Here is a 14,251-nt window from a genome sequence, read left to right as displayed (position 1 = left end):
AGAAACGAGTGTGCGATGACCGAACAGGACGTCGTCGAGCTGCTGACCGCCCAGCACGAGGAGATCTTCGCGCTGCTGGCGCGGCTGAAGGCGGGCGAGGACGGGAAACAGGACCTGTTCACCGAGTTGGTGCGGTTGCTTGCCGTGCACGAGAGCGCCGAGGAGGAGGTCGTGCATCCGGTCGCGGGGCGAGCCCGCTTCGGCGCCGACGCCGACATCGTGCAGCCGCGACTGGAGGAGGAGAACGCGGCCAAACGCGCGCTCGCGCAACTGTACGACCTCGGGGTGGACCATCCCGATTTCGACGCCCTGCTCGCGAAGTTCGCCGACGCCGTGGCCGAGCACGCCGCGCACGAGGAAACCGAGGAGTTCACCCTGCTGCGCGCGCAGTTGTCGACAAACCAGTTGCGGCGCATGGCGGGCTCGGTACGCGCCGCCGAAGCCGTGGCCCCCACCCGCCCGCACCCCCACGCGGGGGAGTCCGCGGTCTCGAACCTGCTGGCGGGTCCGCCGCTGGCGCTGTTCGACCGGGCCCGCGACGCGGTGCGCGACTGGCGGCACAACCAGGACACGTGAACCACCCCCAAGCCCACGAAGCGGAGAAGGAGAACACCGACATGGGGTTTCCCGAGCAGCAGCAAGAAGTTCCCGGCATCCAGGCCCGGATGACCCCCGTGCCGGACTGCGGTGAGGACAGCTACCGCGGCTCCGGAAAACTGACCGGCAAGGCAGCCGTCATCACCGGCGCGGACAGCGGAATCGGCCGGGCGGTGGCGATCGCCTACGCGCGGGAGGGCGCGGACGTGCTGATCTCCTACCTCGACGAGGACGAGGACGCCAAGGAAGTCGCCGACCTGGTGACGCAGGCCGGGCGCAAAGCCGTCCTGGTTCCCGGCGACCTGTCGGAGGCCGCCCATTGCCGCGCCGTCATCGATCGGGCCGTGCGGGAATTCGGGAAGATCGACATCCTGGTGAGCAACGCGGCCTTCCAGATGACACACCAGACGTTGGAGGAGATCAGCGACGAGGAATTCGAGCACACCGTCGAACTGAACATCAACGCCTACTTCTACCTGGTGAAGGCGGCGCTGCCGCACATGCCGGCGGGGTCGTCGATCATCGGCAGCTCCTCGGTCAACTCCGACATGCCCTCGCCGACCCTGGCCCCGTACGCCGCGACGAAAGCGGCGATCGCGAACTTCTCCGCCAGCCTCGCGCAGTTGCTGGGCGAACGGGGAATCCGGGTCAACAGCGTTGCGCCGGGACCGATCTGGACCCCGCTGATCCCCTCCACCATGCCGGTCGAGAAGGTCGCGAACTTCGGTGACGACACGCCGTTGGGCCGCGCCGGTCAACCGGCCGAATTGGCCCCCACCTACGTCATGCTGGCCTCCGACGACGGCAGCTACGTCTCCGGCGCTCGCATCGCGGTCACCGGTGGCAGGCCGATCCTGTGACGTTTCGCGCACGACCACCCGCCCGGCCGGCCGACCGGGCGCGGGTCACAGCATCGATACCACGATTCCGACCGCCACGGCGAGGAACAACAGGATCACCAGCGCACCGATGAGCATCGCTACGACCCCGGTGACCGGGAAGTGACGGCTGGTGCTGGGCTCCGGCGCCGACAGCCCGGAAGTCTGCGGGGTGTCCGGCGGTGTGGCGCCCGGCGCCACCCCGCCGCCCGGTTCCAGATCGGGGGTCTTCGCGGGATCGGGGTCCATCGCATTCATAGCCACTCCCTACTCGCCGTCGTTGCCCGGCACCTCGGGTGCGCCGGGCTGTTTGCCGGTCCTCTTCCGATACACGATCACGGCGCCGACCAGCACCGCGAGCGCGAGAATCACCAACAGTTCCATGCCCGGGTCCTACCCGGTATCCGCGCGCCCAATCGGCATGCGTCCAGCTATCGCTCGTCGGCCCGCACGAGGACATAGCGCCCGGCGGGCTCCTGGAACGCGACCGCCGCATCGATCGCCGCGCCATCCGGGACGGGGCTGCCGGGCGCGACGACGACCAGTTCGTCGTCATCGTCGTCGCAAGCGCACCGCCCACCCCGAGCCGGCACTGCGCGCACACATGCGGGCATTGCGTGCGGGCGCGGGCTGGAGGAAGGTGAGTTATGTCCGGTGGCGCCACCGGGGCGCCACCCTGACAGGGCGGGAGGTGGCCCGTGTACGCACGTTCCAGCACCATCGCGGCGCAGCCGTCATCGATGGACGACGGGCTCGCATATCTGCGTGATGAACTGATGCCGAATCTGTCCGAGATCCCAGGGTGGGTCGGTTTGTCCTTGATAGCCGACCGGTCGACGGGACGCTGCATCGCCACGACTTCCTGGGAGACCGAGGAGGCGTTGCATGCCAGCAGAGGACGCGTCCAGCAACTCCGTGAGGGCATGGCCCGACGGCTCGGCGGGCGGGCGGAACGCGTGGAGGAGTGGGAGATCGCGGTGATGCACCGTGACCACCCGGCCGGTAACGATGCCTGCACCCGCTGCACGTGGGTCCAGGTCGATCCGGGCCAGGTCGACCGGCTGGCCGACACGTTCAAGATGGAAGTGCTGCCACAGTCGGAGATGCTCGACGGATTCTGCAGCGCGAGCCTGTTCATCGACCGCGACAGCGGCCGAGCGGTGGCCGCGACCGTGTGGGAGAACCGGCAGGCGATGAACGACAGCCGCGAGCAGGTCAATCAGATCAGGGCTACCGCGACCCAACGGGTGGGCGCCAACATCCTCGAGGTGGGGGAGTTCGATCTGGCCTTCGCGCACCTGCGCGTGCCCGAGATGGCGTGAAGGCACGGACGTCCGGCCGGAGAACGGCCCTTCCGGCCGGGTATCCGCGTGCCGCGCACGGATGGTCGTCGCGCGCCGGGCGGTCCGGGTATCGATGTCGATTACCCGAGAGGTAATGGCCACGCCCGCCGGCCGTTCGTAGGATCGGGGCGTGAGTACCCCCACAGCAGGTGACCTGCTGCGACATTGGCGACTGGAACGCAGGCTGAGCCAGCTGGAACTGGCCGGACGGGCCGACACCTCGGCGCGGCATCTGAGCTTCATCGAAACCGGCCGCGCCACCCCGAGCCGGACCATGATCGTGCACCTGTCCGAGCATCTGGAGATCCCGTTGCGCGAACGCAACCGCGTCCTGCTGGCCGCGGGCTACGCCCCCGCCTACGCGCAACCCGGCCTGGACACCCCCGCCATGGACGCCGTTCGCGGCGCCATGCGCCAGATCCTCGCCGGTCACGAGCCCTATCCCGCGCTGGCCATCGACCAGAACTGGACGATGGTCGACGCCAACAGCGGCGTGTCCGTGCTCATCGCGGGCACCGATCCGGCGCTGGTGACACCGCCGGTGAACGCCCTGCGCCTGAGCCTGCACCCCGATGGCATGGCAGGCCGCATCCGCAACCTTGCCGAGTGGCGCGGCCACATCTTCGCCCGCTTGGCGCGCCAAGCGGAGGTCACCGGGTCTCGGGATCTGGCCGATTTGCTCGAGGAACTGCGGTCCTACCCTGGTGGCGAAGTGGAACTCGCCGTCCCCGAACCCGACCAGGCGGTGGTTCCGCTGCGGATCGACCACGACGGGAACGAGCTGTCGTTTCTCAGTGTCACCACGGTGTTCGGCACCCCGATGAACGTCACCGTCGCCGAACTGGCCATCGAGTCGTTCTTCCCCGCCGACGAGGACACCATGAAACGGCTCACCGCGGACACCCGGTGAGCCGCGCGGCCCAGCTGTCGGCGCTGCTGAATGCGCCCGTGCGCGCCGTCACCGACATCGGCGCCCGGCACGCGTGGACGCTGCACCGCGCCGAAACGGTCGACGGCCGGGCACTGTTCGTGAAGGCGACAGCCGAGCCGACACCCGTCTTCGCGGCGGAAGCGGCGGGTCTGACCTGGCTGCGCGACACCGCGGCCGGCAACCAGGCCTTGCTACCGGAGGTGCTGGCCGCCGACGACCGGATGCTGGTGCTGCCGTGGCTGGAGGAAACCGGCCCGACCCACGCGGCCGCCGAGCGATTCGGTCGCGAACTGGCCACACTGCACGCCCACCGAGCCGAGCTGTTCGGTGCGCCGTGGGAGGGCTGGATCGCGAGCCTGCCCCTGCCCAATACCCCGACCAGCGGACCGTGGTCGCGGTGGTACGCCGAATATCGCCTCACCCCCTACCTCGCCCGGGCGGCCCCGCATCTCGGCGAAGACGGAACACGCCTGATCGAGCGCGTCATCGATCGCATCGATGACCTGGCCGGGCCCGCCGAACCACCGGCGCGCATCCACGGCGACCTGTGGTCGGGCAACGTCCTGTGGACCCGGGAACGGGCGATGCTCATCGATCCCGCCGCGCACGCCGGCCACCGCGAGACCGACCTGGCCATGCTCGCTCTCTTCGGCGCTGCGCACCTGGACCGCATCCAGGCCGCCTACCACGAGGCCCATCCGCTCGCCGACGGGTGGCGAACCCGCACACCGCTGCATCAACTGCACCCGCTGCTGGTGCACCTCCTGCTGTTCGGCGCGGGCTACCGAGCGCAGACCCTCGCCACGGCCACCGCGGCGCTCGCGTCCTGATCTACCCGCCCACCCGCGCGATGACCTTCTCCGCGAAGCGCGACAGGTTGGCGATCTTCGTCTCCAGTGGCTCGGTGTCCTGCTCGGTGGTGTAGGGAAGCCGGAAGCCGACGATCACGTCGGTGACCCCTTTGTCCTCGAGGCGTTTGATGCCGTCGACGGTGAAACCGTCCAGCGAGATCACATGCACCTCGAAATCCTTGCGGGTGCCGTACTCCACGCGCAGGGCATCCAATTCGGCCAGCAGCCGGTCCAGTTCGGCCCCGTCGCCACCGGCGTGCATCCACCCGTCGCCGCGCTGCGCGGCCCGGCGCAACGCCGGCTTGCTGTGCCCGCCGACGAGGATCGGCACCGGTTCGGTCGGCACCGGGCTGATCTTGATCGGCGGAATGTCGTAGAACTGCCCGTGGTATTCGAAGTAGCCGCCCGCCGAGAGTCCGCGCACGATGTCGATGCACTCGTCCATCCGCGCGCCGCGCTTGTCGAACGGCACCCCCATGATCTCGAAATCGTCCGGCCAGGGGCTGATGCCGACGCCGAGCCCGAACCGGTTGCCGCTCAGCGCGGCGACCGAAGCGGCCTGCTTGGCCACCAGCACGGGCGGCCGGATCGGCAGCTTCAGCACGAACGGCGTGAAACGCAGCGTGGTGGTGACCGCCGCCATCGCCGCGCTGAGCACGAACGCCTCGACGAACGGTTTGTCCTCCAGGAATTCCCGGCTGCCGTCGGGGGTGTAGGGGTATTTCGCGTCGGACTCCTTCGGATACGCCACGCTGTCGGCGACCGCCATGGAGGTGTAGCCCGCCTCCTCGGCGGCTTTGGCGAGAGCGAGGTAATACGACGGATCGGTCATCGTCTCGGCGTAGGTGAAGCGCATAGTGCTCGCCTTCCTGGCGCGTCCAGCGCGCCGCGCGGGTCCCGGCGCCGGTGCCCGGGGAATGAGCCGGCGTCGAGACGTGAGAGGAACTGCCGCAAGCGGCACCGGACCGCCTCGATGGTGTCGAGGCCGTCCGGTGGATCACCGCTTACTGCCATGGGTTGGTGAAGCCTTCCGGAATCAGGTGGTCGAACATCGCCCTCATCTCCCGCGAGAGCCGCAGCAGTTCGATGTACGAGCCGATCGGCCCACCTTCGAGGTAGGCGAACTCCATCCCGATGCCCTCGAACCTGCCCCACGCGGCGATCTCGATGCCGGCCTCGGCGGCCTCGGCGAGCGCGGCGTCGTAGTCGTCGGGCACCCAGGCGGCGTGATGCAGCCCGGGACCGAAACGTGCCAAGTGCTCGGAATACAGGCTCACCCCGCCACGCGGCTCGATCAGCTCCAGCTGCTGCCCGCCCGCGTAACCGAGCGCCACGCCGATCGTGTACTCGGCGGGTGCCCCGCGCAGTTCGGCGGAATGGGGCCCGAAATGGACCTCCGGGATGGTGAACCAGTCGCCGACTCCGTACCGAGTGGTGAACGCCCGAGTGGCCGCGGCCAGATCGGCCACCACCCAGCACAGTTGAAAGATCGGGCCGCCGGTGATCATCCCCGGCCCCCGAGGCGGCTCATCAGGCTCGGACACCATCGGTGGGCAGCCACCACCGCCTTGTTGTAATGCGGGAACACGATGTACGGCTTGTTCCTTCGCATACCACGCAGAATGTGCCGCGCGGCCTGTTCGGTACTGATCATCCCGACCGGCATCCGGCGTGCCGGTTCACGGTAGGAATAGCCGGGCAGGTCGATCCCGGAATCGATGAGGTCGGCCGCGACCCCGCCGGGGACGGCCACGCTCACCCGGACGCCCGACGCGGCCGCTTCCACCCGCAGCGCGGTGCTGAGTCCGACCACCGCGTGCTCGGTCATCGCATACGCGGCCGACGGTGCCACCGGTGTCAGTCCCGCGAGCGACGTCACGTTGACGATGTGGCCGGTGCCCTGCGCGCGCATCAGGGGGTAGGCGTGGCGCGTGCCGTGCACCACGCCCCACAGATTCACATCCACGAGCCGCTGCCACAACGGCAACGGCATGTGCTCGGCCGCGCCGCCGAGGCGGATGCCGGCGTTGTTGAACAGAAAGTCGATGCGTCCCAGCTCGGCTACGGCGCCGTGGACGAGCCTGCCCGCCTGGTCGTCGTCGGAGACGTCGACGACCTGCGTGTGGATCGCGGTATCGGCAGCCAGCCCGACCAGTCCGGCGGCATCGGTGTCGGCGGCCACGACCGCGACGCCCCGCGCGGCCAGCAGGCGGCACAGCGCGGCGCCGAGGCCGGACGCGGCACCGGTGACCACCGCCACATTATCCACGCCGTTCAATTAAGCATCTGTGTTTAACATCGTCAAGACTAGTGTTTAGTACAGTGCGGGTATGCCGAGCGACGAATCGCGCGCCGCCTTGCTCGACGCCGGGGAACGCCTCATCGCCGAACGCGGCGTCGACGTGCCGTTGCGCGACATCGCCGCCGCCGCCGGTCAGCGCAACAACTCCGCGGTGCACTACTACTTCGAATCGCGCACCGGGCTGATCGAAGCCATCGTCGAACGACGGATGAACTGGCTCGAGCAGCGCCGCATGCAGTTGCTGGCCGCCCACGAAGCCGACGGCCGCGCCAACGACGTGAACGCCCTCGTCGCCATGCTCGCCACCCCGATCCTAGAACTGCTCGGCCACGACCGGGTGACCCATCTCGGCCGATTCCTGGAAGTGGTGCGCACCCACCCCGTAGTGGCGGACGCCCACCGCCTCGCAGGCGCCGACCGTGCCGCCGTCCGCATCATCACCACCCGCCTGGACGCCGCGCTGACCGGGCTGCCGCGGCGCCTGCGCAGACAGCGCCTGGAGACGATGGCCACCGTCATGTTCGCGTTGATCGCCGACTACGAGCGCACCTTGGAATCGGGGGTCCGCACCGCCCACCCGGGGGACGCCGCGGAAATCGTGGACATGATCGTCGCCATGCTCACCGTGCCCGTCCACGACCACATAGCCGCCGCGCCGCGCCGCTGACACCGGCGCGGCTGCCTCAACCCAGGCTCCGCCGGGCCCCGAGGCGGTTCGCCGGGACAGTGGCCGGCTGCCGATCGGCTTGCGGCGGCACTGTTTCCGGGAATCTGCGGTGCAGCCGGTCGATGAAGCGGCGCACGGCACACAACTCGCTGTGCAACTCGTGGCGTGCGGCGGGATCGCCGCGGTAGGAGAATTCGATATCCCGCGCCAGTGTCTGGGCTCGCCGGGTGAGCAACTCCAAGAAGACCCGGGCCTGGGCGAGGTCGGCGTCTTGTTCCATGCGGTGGCCGATCTGTCGTTCGATTACGGTGTCGGTCGCCCAGCGCTCCCCGTGCCGCGGTCCTCGGCCGGCAGGAGCGAACTGATGCTAACCGGGCCGCAGCCCCGCAGGTGCCGAAACTGAACCGTCTCTTGGCTATCGCGTGGCGACTCGCCATCCAGCTCCCGCGTATCGTGGTCGTATGGGCGTCATCGGGGAGCTGTTCCCAGGTAAGAAGCTGACCCACGAGGGCAGCGAGGACAGCGACGGACAGGCCTACACGCCGCGGTTCGACATCGATCTCGACACCGGCGTGGTCCGGGTGCCGCGCGCGCAACCACCCACAGCCGGTGACCGCGGCGACCGGCGGGAGCAGGCATGAGACTCCGGATCCCGCTCGCGCGGAAAACATCTCGCTGATCGCAAACCGTTACCGCGCCGGTGCGCGCCGGTCAATCTCGCCAGGCTCTTCGGCACCCTCGACCACATCAGCAACGGCCGCGCGGCCTGGAACGCGGTCACCTCCTCAGATCACGCGCGTCGCGGTCGCCCGGACGCGAGCGCATCCCCGGGACGGACGAGCCGCCGACCCCTACCGGGTGAGGACCGGCGCCGAACGGTGAGCCGAGGTTTCGCTCTCAGGTGTATTCGTATTCCGCACCCAGGTGATGTTGGCGATGAGGTCGTCATCGAAGACCAACTCGTCCCACAGCACCCGCTCGGCGGCATCCGGCGTCGGCTGCGCAGCCGGACGGGGTGCCTCTGCGGCGGCCGGAGGTGGCGTTGTCTCGGTCGGCAGCGGCGTCACCAGCCAGGACAACGCCCGCATCGTGCTGAGGCCGTAGCGGCGGGTGCCCTGCGCGACGGCGGCCACCGCGGCGGCGGAACTCAGCACTCCGGCGAGCAACGCCACGGGGGTCAGCCCGGCGCCGGCCATCCGCTGCTCACCGGCAGAAACGGCCGTGCCATCCTCGTCGAAGATCCGGCGCAGCCACCCCGAACCGAAACCTTCACCCGGATCGATCAGCGTCCGCAACTCCGGCCCTTTGGCATCCAGGTACAGCAAGCAGATGAGCACCAGAACCGTCACGGCCACGCTGGAACCCATCACCAGAGCAGCGAGCGCACGGGAGCGCGACCGCACCTGCGCGACCGCGGCGAACACCGTGACGACCGCCGCGGCGGCGGCCAGCAGACCCCAGGCGCCGCTGATGTTCATCTCACGGAACTTCGAGATCGACCACTCATCGAAACCGTTGGTGACACCGGTGACCCGGCCGAATGCGTCGGAACGCACCTCGCCACCCGAACCCGACGCCGACAGCCACGGCTGGAACAGCAGGGCGAACGTGACCGAACTCATGGCCGCGGCGAACAGGAAGCCCCAATCCACTCCCCGTGGTGGCGTCGCGCTTCGTGCCGGGCGTCCGGAGCCGCGGCTCCGGCGGTGTCGCGCTTCGGTTGCCTGCCAGGGGGTTGGTTGGACCATTGCTCCAGTTTCGCCGGTGCCGCATGAATTCCGCTGCCGCTCGAGGCAATAACAGTGGAATTGCCTGAAGTGGGGAAAACCGCGGCACATCAATGAGATGAAATTCGATCGGGCGTCATCGGCCATCGACGGAATTCACCGTAAGCACGGCGGCGACACCAGGCAAGCGTGATCGATGTCCCACGCATCATCGCAGCTCCCGGCGCGTCCGACCCCGGAGTGACCCAACCGGTGAGTAACATTTCGCGCACAACGTTGAACTCGGCCTTCGCGGTTTCACCGCGACAATTCCTTGCCCGGCGCAACCGAATTGCTGTGACAGGCCTAACAAGTGCGCACTGCGACGTCGGTCACAAACCTGCACCACATCCGGTGGAAACGTCCGAAAATGGAAAACCCGGTGCAGGACCGTATTTCGATCCGGACCCACCCGCAGCGGGTCGAAACCTCCGAGCCGGATCACGCCCAACTCGCGCACGGGCGCTTGCGGGATCCGGCTCCACCCCGGTCATCATGGGGCCGCAACCGCCCGGACTGCGAACGACCTGCCGCCGCTCAGCGCCGTTGCGCCGCCGCACGCGCGTCGGCGACCCCACGGGTGATCTCCGTCAGGCGCTCGGCCGAAACCTCGACCGCGCCCTCGGCATCGACCAGCACCGCGGTGGGATAGAGATCGCGCAGCAGATCCGGGCCACCCGTCGCGGTATCGTCATCGGCCGCGTCGAACAGCGCCTCCACCGCAAGACGCAACGCCGCCCGCTCATCGATATCGCGGTGATAGGTCTTCTTCAGCGACGACCTCGCGAACACCGACCCCGAACCGACCGCGGTGTAACCGAAACGCTCCTCCTGCCGGCCTCCCACCGCGTCGTACGACACGATCCGCCCCGCCCGCTGCGGCTCGGCAGCGTCCACGTCATAGCCGACCAGCACCGGAATGACCGCCATGTCCTGCAACGCCGCGGGCAGATTCGCGCGCACCATCGCCGACAACTTCGTGGCCTTGCCGTCGAACGTCAGCGGAGCCCCTTCGATCTTCTCGTAATGCTCGAGCTCCACCGCGAACAATCGGATCATCTCCAACGCCATCCCCACCGTGCCCGCGAAACCGGCGGCCGAATAGGTGTCGGTGACGAAGACCTTCCGCATATCCCGCGTCGCCACCAGATGCCCCATCGTGCCCCGGCGGTCACCGGCCACCAGCACACCACCGCGATAACTGATCGCGACGATCGTCGTCCCGTGCGCCGCGGCGCCGTCCCCGCCGCCGCTCGTCTCGAAACCCACGTCGGGCAACAACCGCGGCGCGTACCGGCGCAGAAACTCCGAGAAGGATGCCGCCGGGTACTGCAAGCCGAGCGGCAGGTGACTATCGGTGGTCATGAATCACCTTTCCGGGCGGAAGCTGCCCACCCGCGAACGCGACACGTGCTCTCCCGCCGACGTTACCGGAACACCACCACCGCTCGGCCACAACCGGCATCCGCCTGCCCGCGGCCCCTAAGCCGGGTCGTCCCCGGCGCAGGTGTCCGGCCCATCGATCAGGACACAGGGGAGCGGAGCTCGCGTCGGCTGATAATCCGACCCCACACCACCCGCGCGGATCAGCCGGACATACGCATCGACCGCGTCGGTCGGGCGGCGCGACAACTTCGGATCGGTCAGCACATCGACCGTGTAGAGCCCGAACCGCGGCGCGTACGAACCCCACTCGTAGTTGTCCGTCAGACTCCAATAGTTGTAACCGATGACAGCCATCCCATCGGCCTTCGCCCGCTGCAACCAATACACCGTGTCCCGCAGATGATCGGCGCGGCTGTACCCATCCGGACGAACCTGCCCGTTCTCCGTCGGAAGACCGTTCTCCACCACATACAGCGGACGCCCGGGAAACTGGCGCGCGTAATGCCGCAACGCGTAGTAGATACCCTCCGGATGCACCGGCAGCTCCCACATCGCAGGACCTCCCTCCGCGCCGCCCTGCTCCGACTCACCCGTCTGCGGCAGCGGAGCGAAGTAGTAATCCACACCGATGAAATCCAGCTTCGCCGAGATCCGATCAACGATCGGCTGATTCACCTCCGTCTCCGCACCGGCCACATAGCCCAGATTGCTGGTCACCTGCGCATCCGGCCGATAACCGTGGATGACGTCGTAGATCTCGTTGTGCGCCAGCGCGATCCGATCCAGCATCACCGGCGCCTCGTCGACACCGATGCCACCCGTCCGCAACTCCGTGCCGACATACGCGGCCGGCTCGTTGAACGTCACCCACAGCGGATCGCGCGAGGCATACCGGCCCACCACCTTGCGCATGTTCGCCAGCCAATCCTCGACCATGCCCGGGTTACGCCACCCGCCCCGGTCCAACGCCCACCCCGGATACACCCAGTGATCCAAGGTCAGCATCGGCCGCATCCCCGCCGCCAGAATCCGGGCGATCACATTGTCGTAGAACCCGAACGCCGCCTCGTCCCAGGCATGCGGCGCCGGTTGCAACCGCGCCCACTCGATACCCACCCGGTAGACCCGCACGCCCAGACGCGCCGCCAGATCGATGTCGGAGATATAGCGCCGCGCGAAGTCCACCGAGTCCCGATACGGATCCGCCGTTCCACCCGACGCGATGAAACGCGACCAGTTGCTGTCCGGCGCATGACCTTCGGATTGAAACCCCGACGACGCCACACCCCACAGGAACTCCGCATCGAACGCGGGCAGCCCCGGACTCGGCGCAGCAGCGGAAACACCCGAAGCCATCAGTACCGCCGCGGCAGCCGACAGCGCGACGAACCCGCGCCGGTGAGTGCGTGTACGCATCGCCGTAGCGTAACTGTAAGATTGCTGACTGCCCGGGCAGGAAATCGCGTGTCGCCGGTCGCGCAACCGTCACGATCCGCGCTCACGCCATCCGCGACCGCCGCGCCAACTCCACCGTCGCCGCCCGCAACTCCTCGACCGCGTTGATCCGCTCCACATAGCCGACCCGGGTGCGAGCCACACCCCGCGGCGTCACCACCCGCAAATCCAAGCCGTATCGGTCGGCACGCTCACAACTCGCCTCGGTGGCATCCGGGTACCCACCCAACCGCCGCGCCATCGCCAGCAACGCCTCGGCGTGATCATCGTTGAGATGCGCCACCGCCCGAGCCGCCACCGGAATCACCGGATCCGGTTCCGCCGCCGCATACTCCTCGGCACTCACCGAATCCATCCGCCCATACCCGCCGACCCAGCGCACCCGCCGCACCCGCAACACCCACAACGAGAAATCGCTGTAATCGATGTACATCCGCCCCGCCGCCACCGCCGCCAGATACGCCGCCCGCGCCGCGACCGCCTCCTCGCCCGCCGGCCGCTCGACCACACCCGACAGCGTGATCCGCGCCCCCGCCAACGGGTCCGCGGGCGGATCCGGCGCCACCACCGCCAAGCTCGTCCGCCCGTCCGCAGCCAGATTGCGCCCGTGCTCGGCCAGCCGCGACACACACAACACCGGCTGCCCCGCCGACAACCCATACGTCACCAACGACGCCCACGGCGAACCATCCTCCGCCAGACTCGCCAGCGTCGCGGTATTCACCGACGCCGCAACGGTTCTCGCCTCCTCCGCAGCCGAGGGGCGAGCCGGATGCGACACCGGCGCCAGCGGCGGCGGTACCGAAGGCCCGTCGCCGGGATCACCATGATCGACAGTCATGCCCCCATCCTTCCAGCGCGTCCAGGCGAAACGCCGCACAACCTCACACGAGCGAAGCAATTGACCGAGCGCATCCGCCGCCGATCGACCAGACTTGCCCAGTGACCAGATACGCATTCGATGCCGACCGCGCCGCCCTCGTCGCCACCTGGGCGACCGGACGAGGCGACCTCGCCCAGACGGTGGCCACCCTGCCCCCGCAGGTGACCAGGGACCAGGCAACCGATCTGGCGTCGAACCTCACCACCCTCTCGCGGTTCCAATGGCGCACCTACACCCACCCGGCCAGCGCCGCTGGCGACCCCGACGTCCCCAACAGCGAAGCATGGCGCCGCGCCGAAGAACGCCGGAACTTCAAAGAAGTCGAAACCGGACTGCGCAGCCCCCACCTGCCCACCGACGAAGGACTGCTCGTCTCCTACAGCGGCGTCGTCGAATCCGCCCACCGCATCGGACGCACCCTGCACGAGATCGACGACGACGCCCTGCTCGACACCATCGCCGCCGAAGTACGCACCGAACAAGAAGCCATCGAATCCGCCGAACGCGGCGACCTCTCCGGCCGCGCCCGCCAAGCCGTCGAACTGTCCCGCCCCGACGTCTCCCCGGCCCAGGTCCACGCCGCCGACGCACTCCTGCGCGCCGACCCGCTCGGCAGCATCGAACTGTTCACCGAACTCGACCCCGCCTCCGCCTCCGTCGCCGCGGCGCACTGGCTCTACGCCGCCGCCGAAGTCGCCGGAGAGGCCGCGAGCGTACCCACCACCGATGTCGTCGCCGAAGCCGACGACATCGAAGCACTCCAAGTCGAGACCCCCACCCTCGTGCTCGAACGACTCGCCGCGGGCGACACCCCCACCGAAGTCGTCCTCGAACTGATCGCCGAAGCGATGGCCGTGCACGAAGGCCGCGTCCCGGCCCCGTGGAGCCTCGTCGCCCGCGTCGCCGAAATCGAAACCCAAGCCCACCGCTTCGGTGTCGACGCCGACACCCGCGAGGCGATGCTCACCGGCTTCCGCATCAGCCGCCTCGACCCCGCCCGCCCCGCCCTCGACCTCCTGGAAGACCTCCTCGACGGCATCCGCGGCTGCCTGCTGCTCTACGCCGCCAACACCGACCACGCCGACCCTGAATCCCACTTCGCCGAAGACGTGCGCCTCGAAGCCGACGCCGACCCCGAAGACCTCCTCTGAACGCCCGGGCGGGACACGGCCGCGCCCTGTCCCGCCCGAGG

At 68.7% G+C, this 14,251-nt stretch carries 18 protein-coding genes; 8 read left to right on the top strand and 10 right to left on the bottom strand.

The genetic code is table 11. From position 1 onward, the window contains the following. Positions 1–15: 15 nt before the first annotated feature. Together NA8_RS26025 and NA8_RS26020 are read left to right on the top strand one after the other, a co-directional pair. Entirely contained in the window at positions 16–576 is a 561-nt protein-coding gene (locus NA8_RS26025; protein ID WP_063052985.1) for a hemerythrin domain-containing protein, read from the top strand. Positions 577–617: 41 nt separating this feature from the next. Then, on the top strand, positions 618–1,457 hold the full coding sequence (locus NA8_RS26020; protein WP_063053004.1) for an SDR family oxidoreductase: 840 nt from the start codon (positions 618–620) through the stop codon (positions 1,455–1,457). A gap of 45 nt (positions 1,458–1,502) precedes the next feature. Here NA8_RS26020 and NA8_RS26015 read toward each other — a convergent pair whose 3' ends face one another. Further along, entirely contained in the window at positions 1,503–1,733 is a 231-nt protein-coding gene (locus tag NA8_RS26015) for a DUF6480 family protein (RefSeq protein ID WP_063052984.1), read from the bottom strand. 173 nt (positions 1,734–1,906) lie between these two features. Next, on the bottom strand, positions 1,907–2,068 hold the full coding sequence (locus NA8_RS34080; protein ID WP_157106924.1) for a hypothetical protein: 162 nt from the start codon (positions 2,066–2,068) through the stop codon (positions 1,907–1,909). Positions 2,069–2,173: 105 nt separating this feature from the next. On the opposite strand from NA8_RS34080, the gene NA8_RS26010 reads away from it, so the two are divergent. From NA8_RS26010 to NA8_RS26000, 3 genes are all read left to right on the top strand, one after another. Continuing rightward, complete coding sequence (locus NA8_RS26010; RefSeq protein ID WP_063052983.1) at positions 2,174–2,797, top strand: antibiotic biosynthesis monooxygenase family protein; 624 nt, start codon at positions 2,174–2,176, stop codon at positions 2,795–2,797. Between the two features lie 151 nt (positions 2,798–2,948). Continuing rightward, entirely contained in the window at positions 2,949–3,728 is a 780-nt protein-coding gene (locus tag NA8_RS26005) for a helix-turn-helix domain-containing protein (protein ID WP_063052982.1), read from the top strand. Further along, a complete protein-coding gene (locus tag NA8_RS26000; RefSeq protein WP_063052981.1) occupies positions 3,725–4,579 on the top strand; it encodes a fructosamine kinase family protein in 855 nt (284 codons plus the stop codon). Before NA8_RS26005 ends, NA8_RS26000 begins: the two co-directional genes overlap by 4 nt. Position 4,580: 1 nt before the next feature. Here NA8_RS26000 and NA8_RS25995 read toward each other — a convergent pair whose 3' ends face one another. The 3 genes from NA8_RS25995 to NA8_RS25985 all read right to left on the bottom strand — a co-directional run bounded on the left by NA8_RS25995 (position 4,581) and on the right by NA8_RS25985 (position 6,854). Continuing rightward, positions 4,581–5,456, bottom strand: coding sequence for a TIGR03619 family F420-dependent LLM class oxidoreductase (locus NA8_RS25995; protein ID WP_063052980.1), 876 nt, complete (start codon positions 5,454–5,456; stop codon positions 4,581–4,583). Positions 5,457–5,604: 148 nt separating this feature from the next. Next, positions 5,605–6,108, bottom strand: coding sequence for a VOC family protein (locus NA8_RS25990; RefSeq protein WP_063052979.1), 504 nt, complete (start codon positions 6,106–6,108; stop codon positions 5,605–5,607). Continuing rightward, complete coding sequence (locus NA8_RS25985; RefSeq protein ID WP_169810565.1) at positions 6,105–6,854, bottom strand: SDR family NAD(P)-dependent oxidoreductase; 750 nt, start codon at positions 6,852–6,854, stop codon at positions 6,105–6,107. Before NA8_RS25985 ends, NA8_RS25990 begins: the two co-directional genes overlap by 4 nt. 76 nt (positions 6,855–6,930) lie before the next feature. On the opposite strand from NA8_RS25985, the gene NA8_RS25980 reads away from it, so the two are divergent. Continuing rightward, positions 6,931–7,569: a TetR family transcriptional regulator gene (locus tag NA8_RS25980; RefSeq protein ID WP_063052977.1), complete on the top strand. Its 639-nt coding sequence runs from the start codon at positions 6,931–6,933 to the stop codon at positions 7,567–7,569. 16 nt (positions 7,570–7,585) lie between these two features. Here the strand turns inward: NA8_RS25980 and NA8_RS25975 are convergent, their stop codons facing one another. Then, positions 7,586–7,849 (bottom strand): hypothetical protein, encoded by a 264-nt coding sequence (locus tag NA8_RS25975; protein WP_063052976.1) that lies wholly within the window; start codon positions 7,847–7,849, stop codon positions 7,586–7,588. 181 nt (positions 7,850–8,030) lie between these two features. Between NA8_RS25975 and NA8_RS25970 the strand changes: the two genes are divergently transcribed. Next, positions 8,031–8,210 (top strand): hypothetical protein, encoded by a 180-nt coding sequence (locus NA8_RS25970; protein WP_063052975.1) that lies wholly within the window; start codon positions 8,031–8,033, stop codon positions 8,208–8,210. Between the two features lie 210 nt (positions 8,211–8,420). Here NA8_RS25970 and NA8_RS25965 read toward each other — a convergent pair whose 3' ends face one another. From NA8_RS25965 to NA8_RS25950, 4 genes are all read right to left on the bottom strand, one after another. Further along, positions 8,421–9,191 carry a hypothetical protein gene (locus NA8_RS25965; protein ID WP_157106923.1) on the bottom strand — a complete coding sequence of 257 codons (771 nt, stop codon included), beginning with the start codon at positions 9,189–9,191 and terminating at the stop codon, positions 8,421–8,423. 681 nt (positions 9,192–9,872) lie between these two features. Continuing rightward, complete coding sequence (gene prcB, locus NA8_RS25960; protein WP_063052973.1) at positions 9,873–10,700, bottom strand: proteasome subunit beta; 828 nt, start codon at positions 10,698–10,700, stop codon at positions 9,873–9,875. A 117-nt stretch (positions 10,701–10,817) separates the two neighbouring features. After that, positions 10,818–12,137, bottom strand: a complete 1,320-nt coding sequence (locus NA8_RS25955; RefSeq protein ID WP_063052972.1) for a family 1 glycosylhydrolase — start codon at positions 12,135–12,137, stop codon at positions 10,818–10,820. Between the two features lie 82 nt (positions 12,138–12,219). Continuing rightward, positions 12,220–13,017 carry a HugZ family pyridoxamine 5'-phosphate oxidase gene (locus NA8_RS25950; protein WP_063052971.1) on the bottom strand — a complete coding sequence of 266 codons (798 nt, stop codon included), beginning with the start codon at positions 13,015–13,017 and terminating at the stop codon, positions 12,220–12,222. Between the two features lie 101 nt (positions 13,018–13,118). Here NA8_RS25950 and NA8_RS25945 point away from each other — a divergent pair, with 101 nt between their 5' ends. After that, on the top strand, positions 13,119–14,210 hold the full coding sequence (locus tag NA8_RS25945; protein WP_157106922.1) for a hypothetical protein: 1,092 nt from the start codon (positions 13,119–13,121) through the stop codon (positions 14,208–14,210). The last annotated feature ends 41 nt before the right edge of the window (positions 14,211–14,251 follow it).

It is taken from the genome of Nocardia arthritidis NBRC 100137 (genome assembly GCF_001612765.1).
GTDB classification, from domain to species: domain Bacteria; phylum Actinomycetota; class Actinomycetes; order Mycobacteriales; family Mycobacteriaceae; genus Nocardia; species Nocardia arthritidis.
The sequence above is the reverse complement of the archived record's forward strand: the minus strand, read 5'-3'. Positions and strand labels throughout refer to the sequence as shown.

What these genes read in the sequence shown, in the direction of transcription:
- NA8_RS25980 (WP_063052977.1), top strand. Translation starts at nt 6,931, where the DNA reads ATGCCGAGCGACGAATCGCGCGCCGCCTTGCTCGACGCCGGGGAACGC.
- NA8_RS25965 (WP_157106923.1), bottom strand. Translation starts at nt 9,191, where the DNA reads ATGAGTTCGGTCACGTTCGCCCTGCTGTTCCAGCCGTGGCTGTCGGCG.
- NA8_RS26020 (WP_063053004.1), top strand. Translation starts at nt 618, where the DNA reads ATGGGGTTTCCCGAGCAGCAGCAAGAAGTTCCCGGCATCCAGGCCCGG.
- NA8_RS25950 (WP_063052971.1), bottom strand. Translation starts at nt 13,017, where the DNA reads ATGACTGTCGATCATGGTGATCCCGGCGACGGGCCTTCGGTACCGCCG.
- prcB (WP_063052973.1), bottom strand. Translation starts at nt 10,700, where the DNA reads ATGACCACCGATAGTCACCTGCCGCTCGGCTTGCAGTACCCGGCGGCA.
- NA8_RS25995 (WP_063052980.1), bottom strand. Translation starts at nt 5,456, where the DNA reads ATGCGCTTCACCTACGCCGAGACGATGACCGATCCGTCGTATTACCTC.
- NA8_RS26015 (WP_063052984.1), bottom strand. Translation starts at nt 1,733, where the DNA reads ATGAATGCGATGGACCCCGATCCCGCGAAGACCCCCGATCTGGAACCG.
- NA8_RS25970 (WP_063052975.1), top strand. Translation starts at nt 8,031, where the DNA reads ATGGGCGTCATCGGGGAGCTGTTCCCAGGTAAGAAGCTGACCCACGAG.
- NA8_RS25975 (WP_063052976.1), bottom strand. Translation starts at nt 7,849, where the DNA reads ATGGAACAAGACGCCGACCTCGCCCAGGCCCGGGTCTTCTTGGAGTTG.
- NA8_RS25955 (WP_063052972.1), bottom strand. Translation starts at nt 12,137, where the DNA reads ATGCGTACACGCACTCACCGGCGCGGGTTCGTCGCGCTGTCGGCTGCC.
- NA8_RS25990 (WP_063052979.1), bottom strand. Translation starts at nt 6,108, where the DNA reads ATGATCACCGGCGGCCCGATCTTTCAACTGTGCTGGGTGGTGGCCGAT.
- NA8_RS26025 (WP_063052985.1), top strand. Translation starts at nt 16, where the DNA reads ATGACCGAACAGGACGTCGTCGAGCTGCTGACCGCCCAGCACGAGGAG.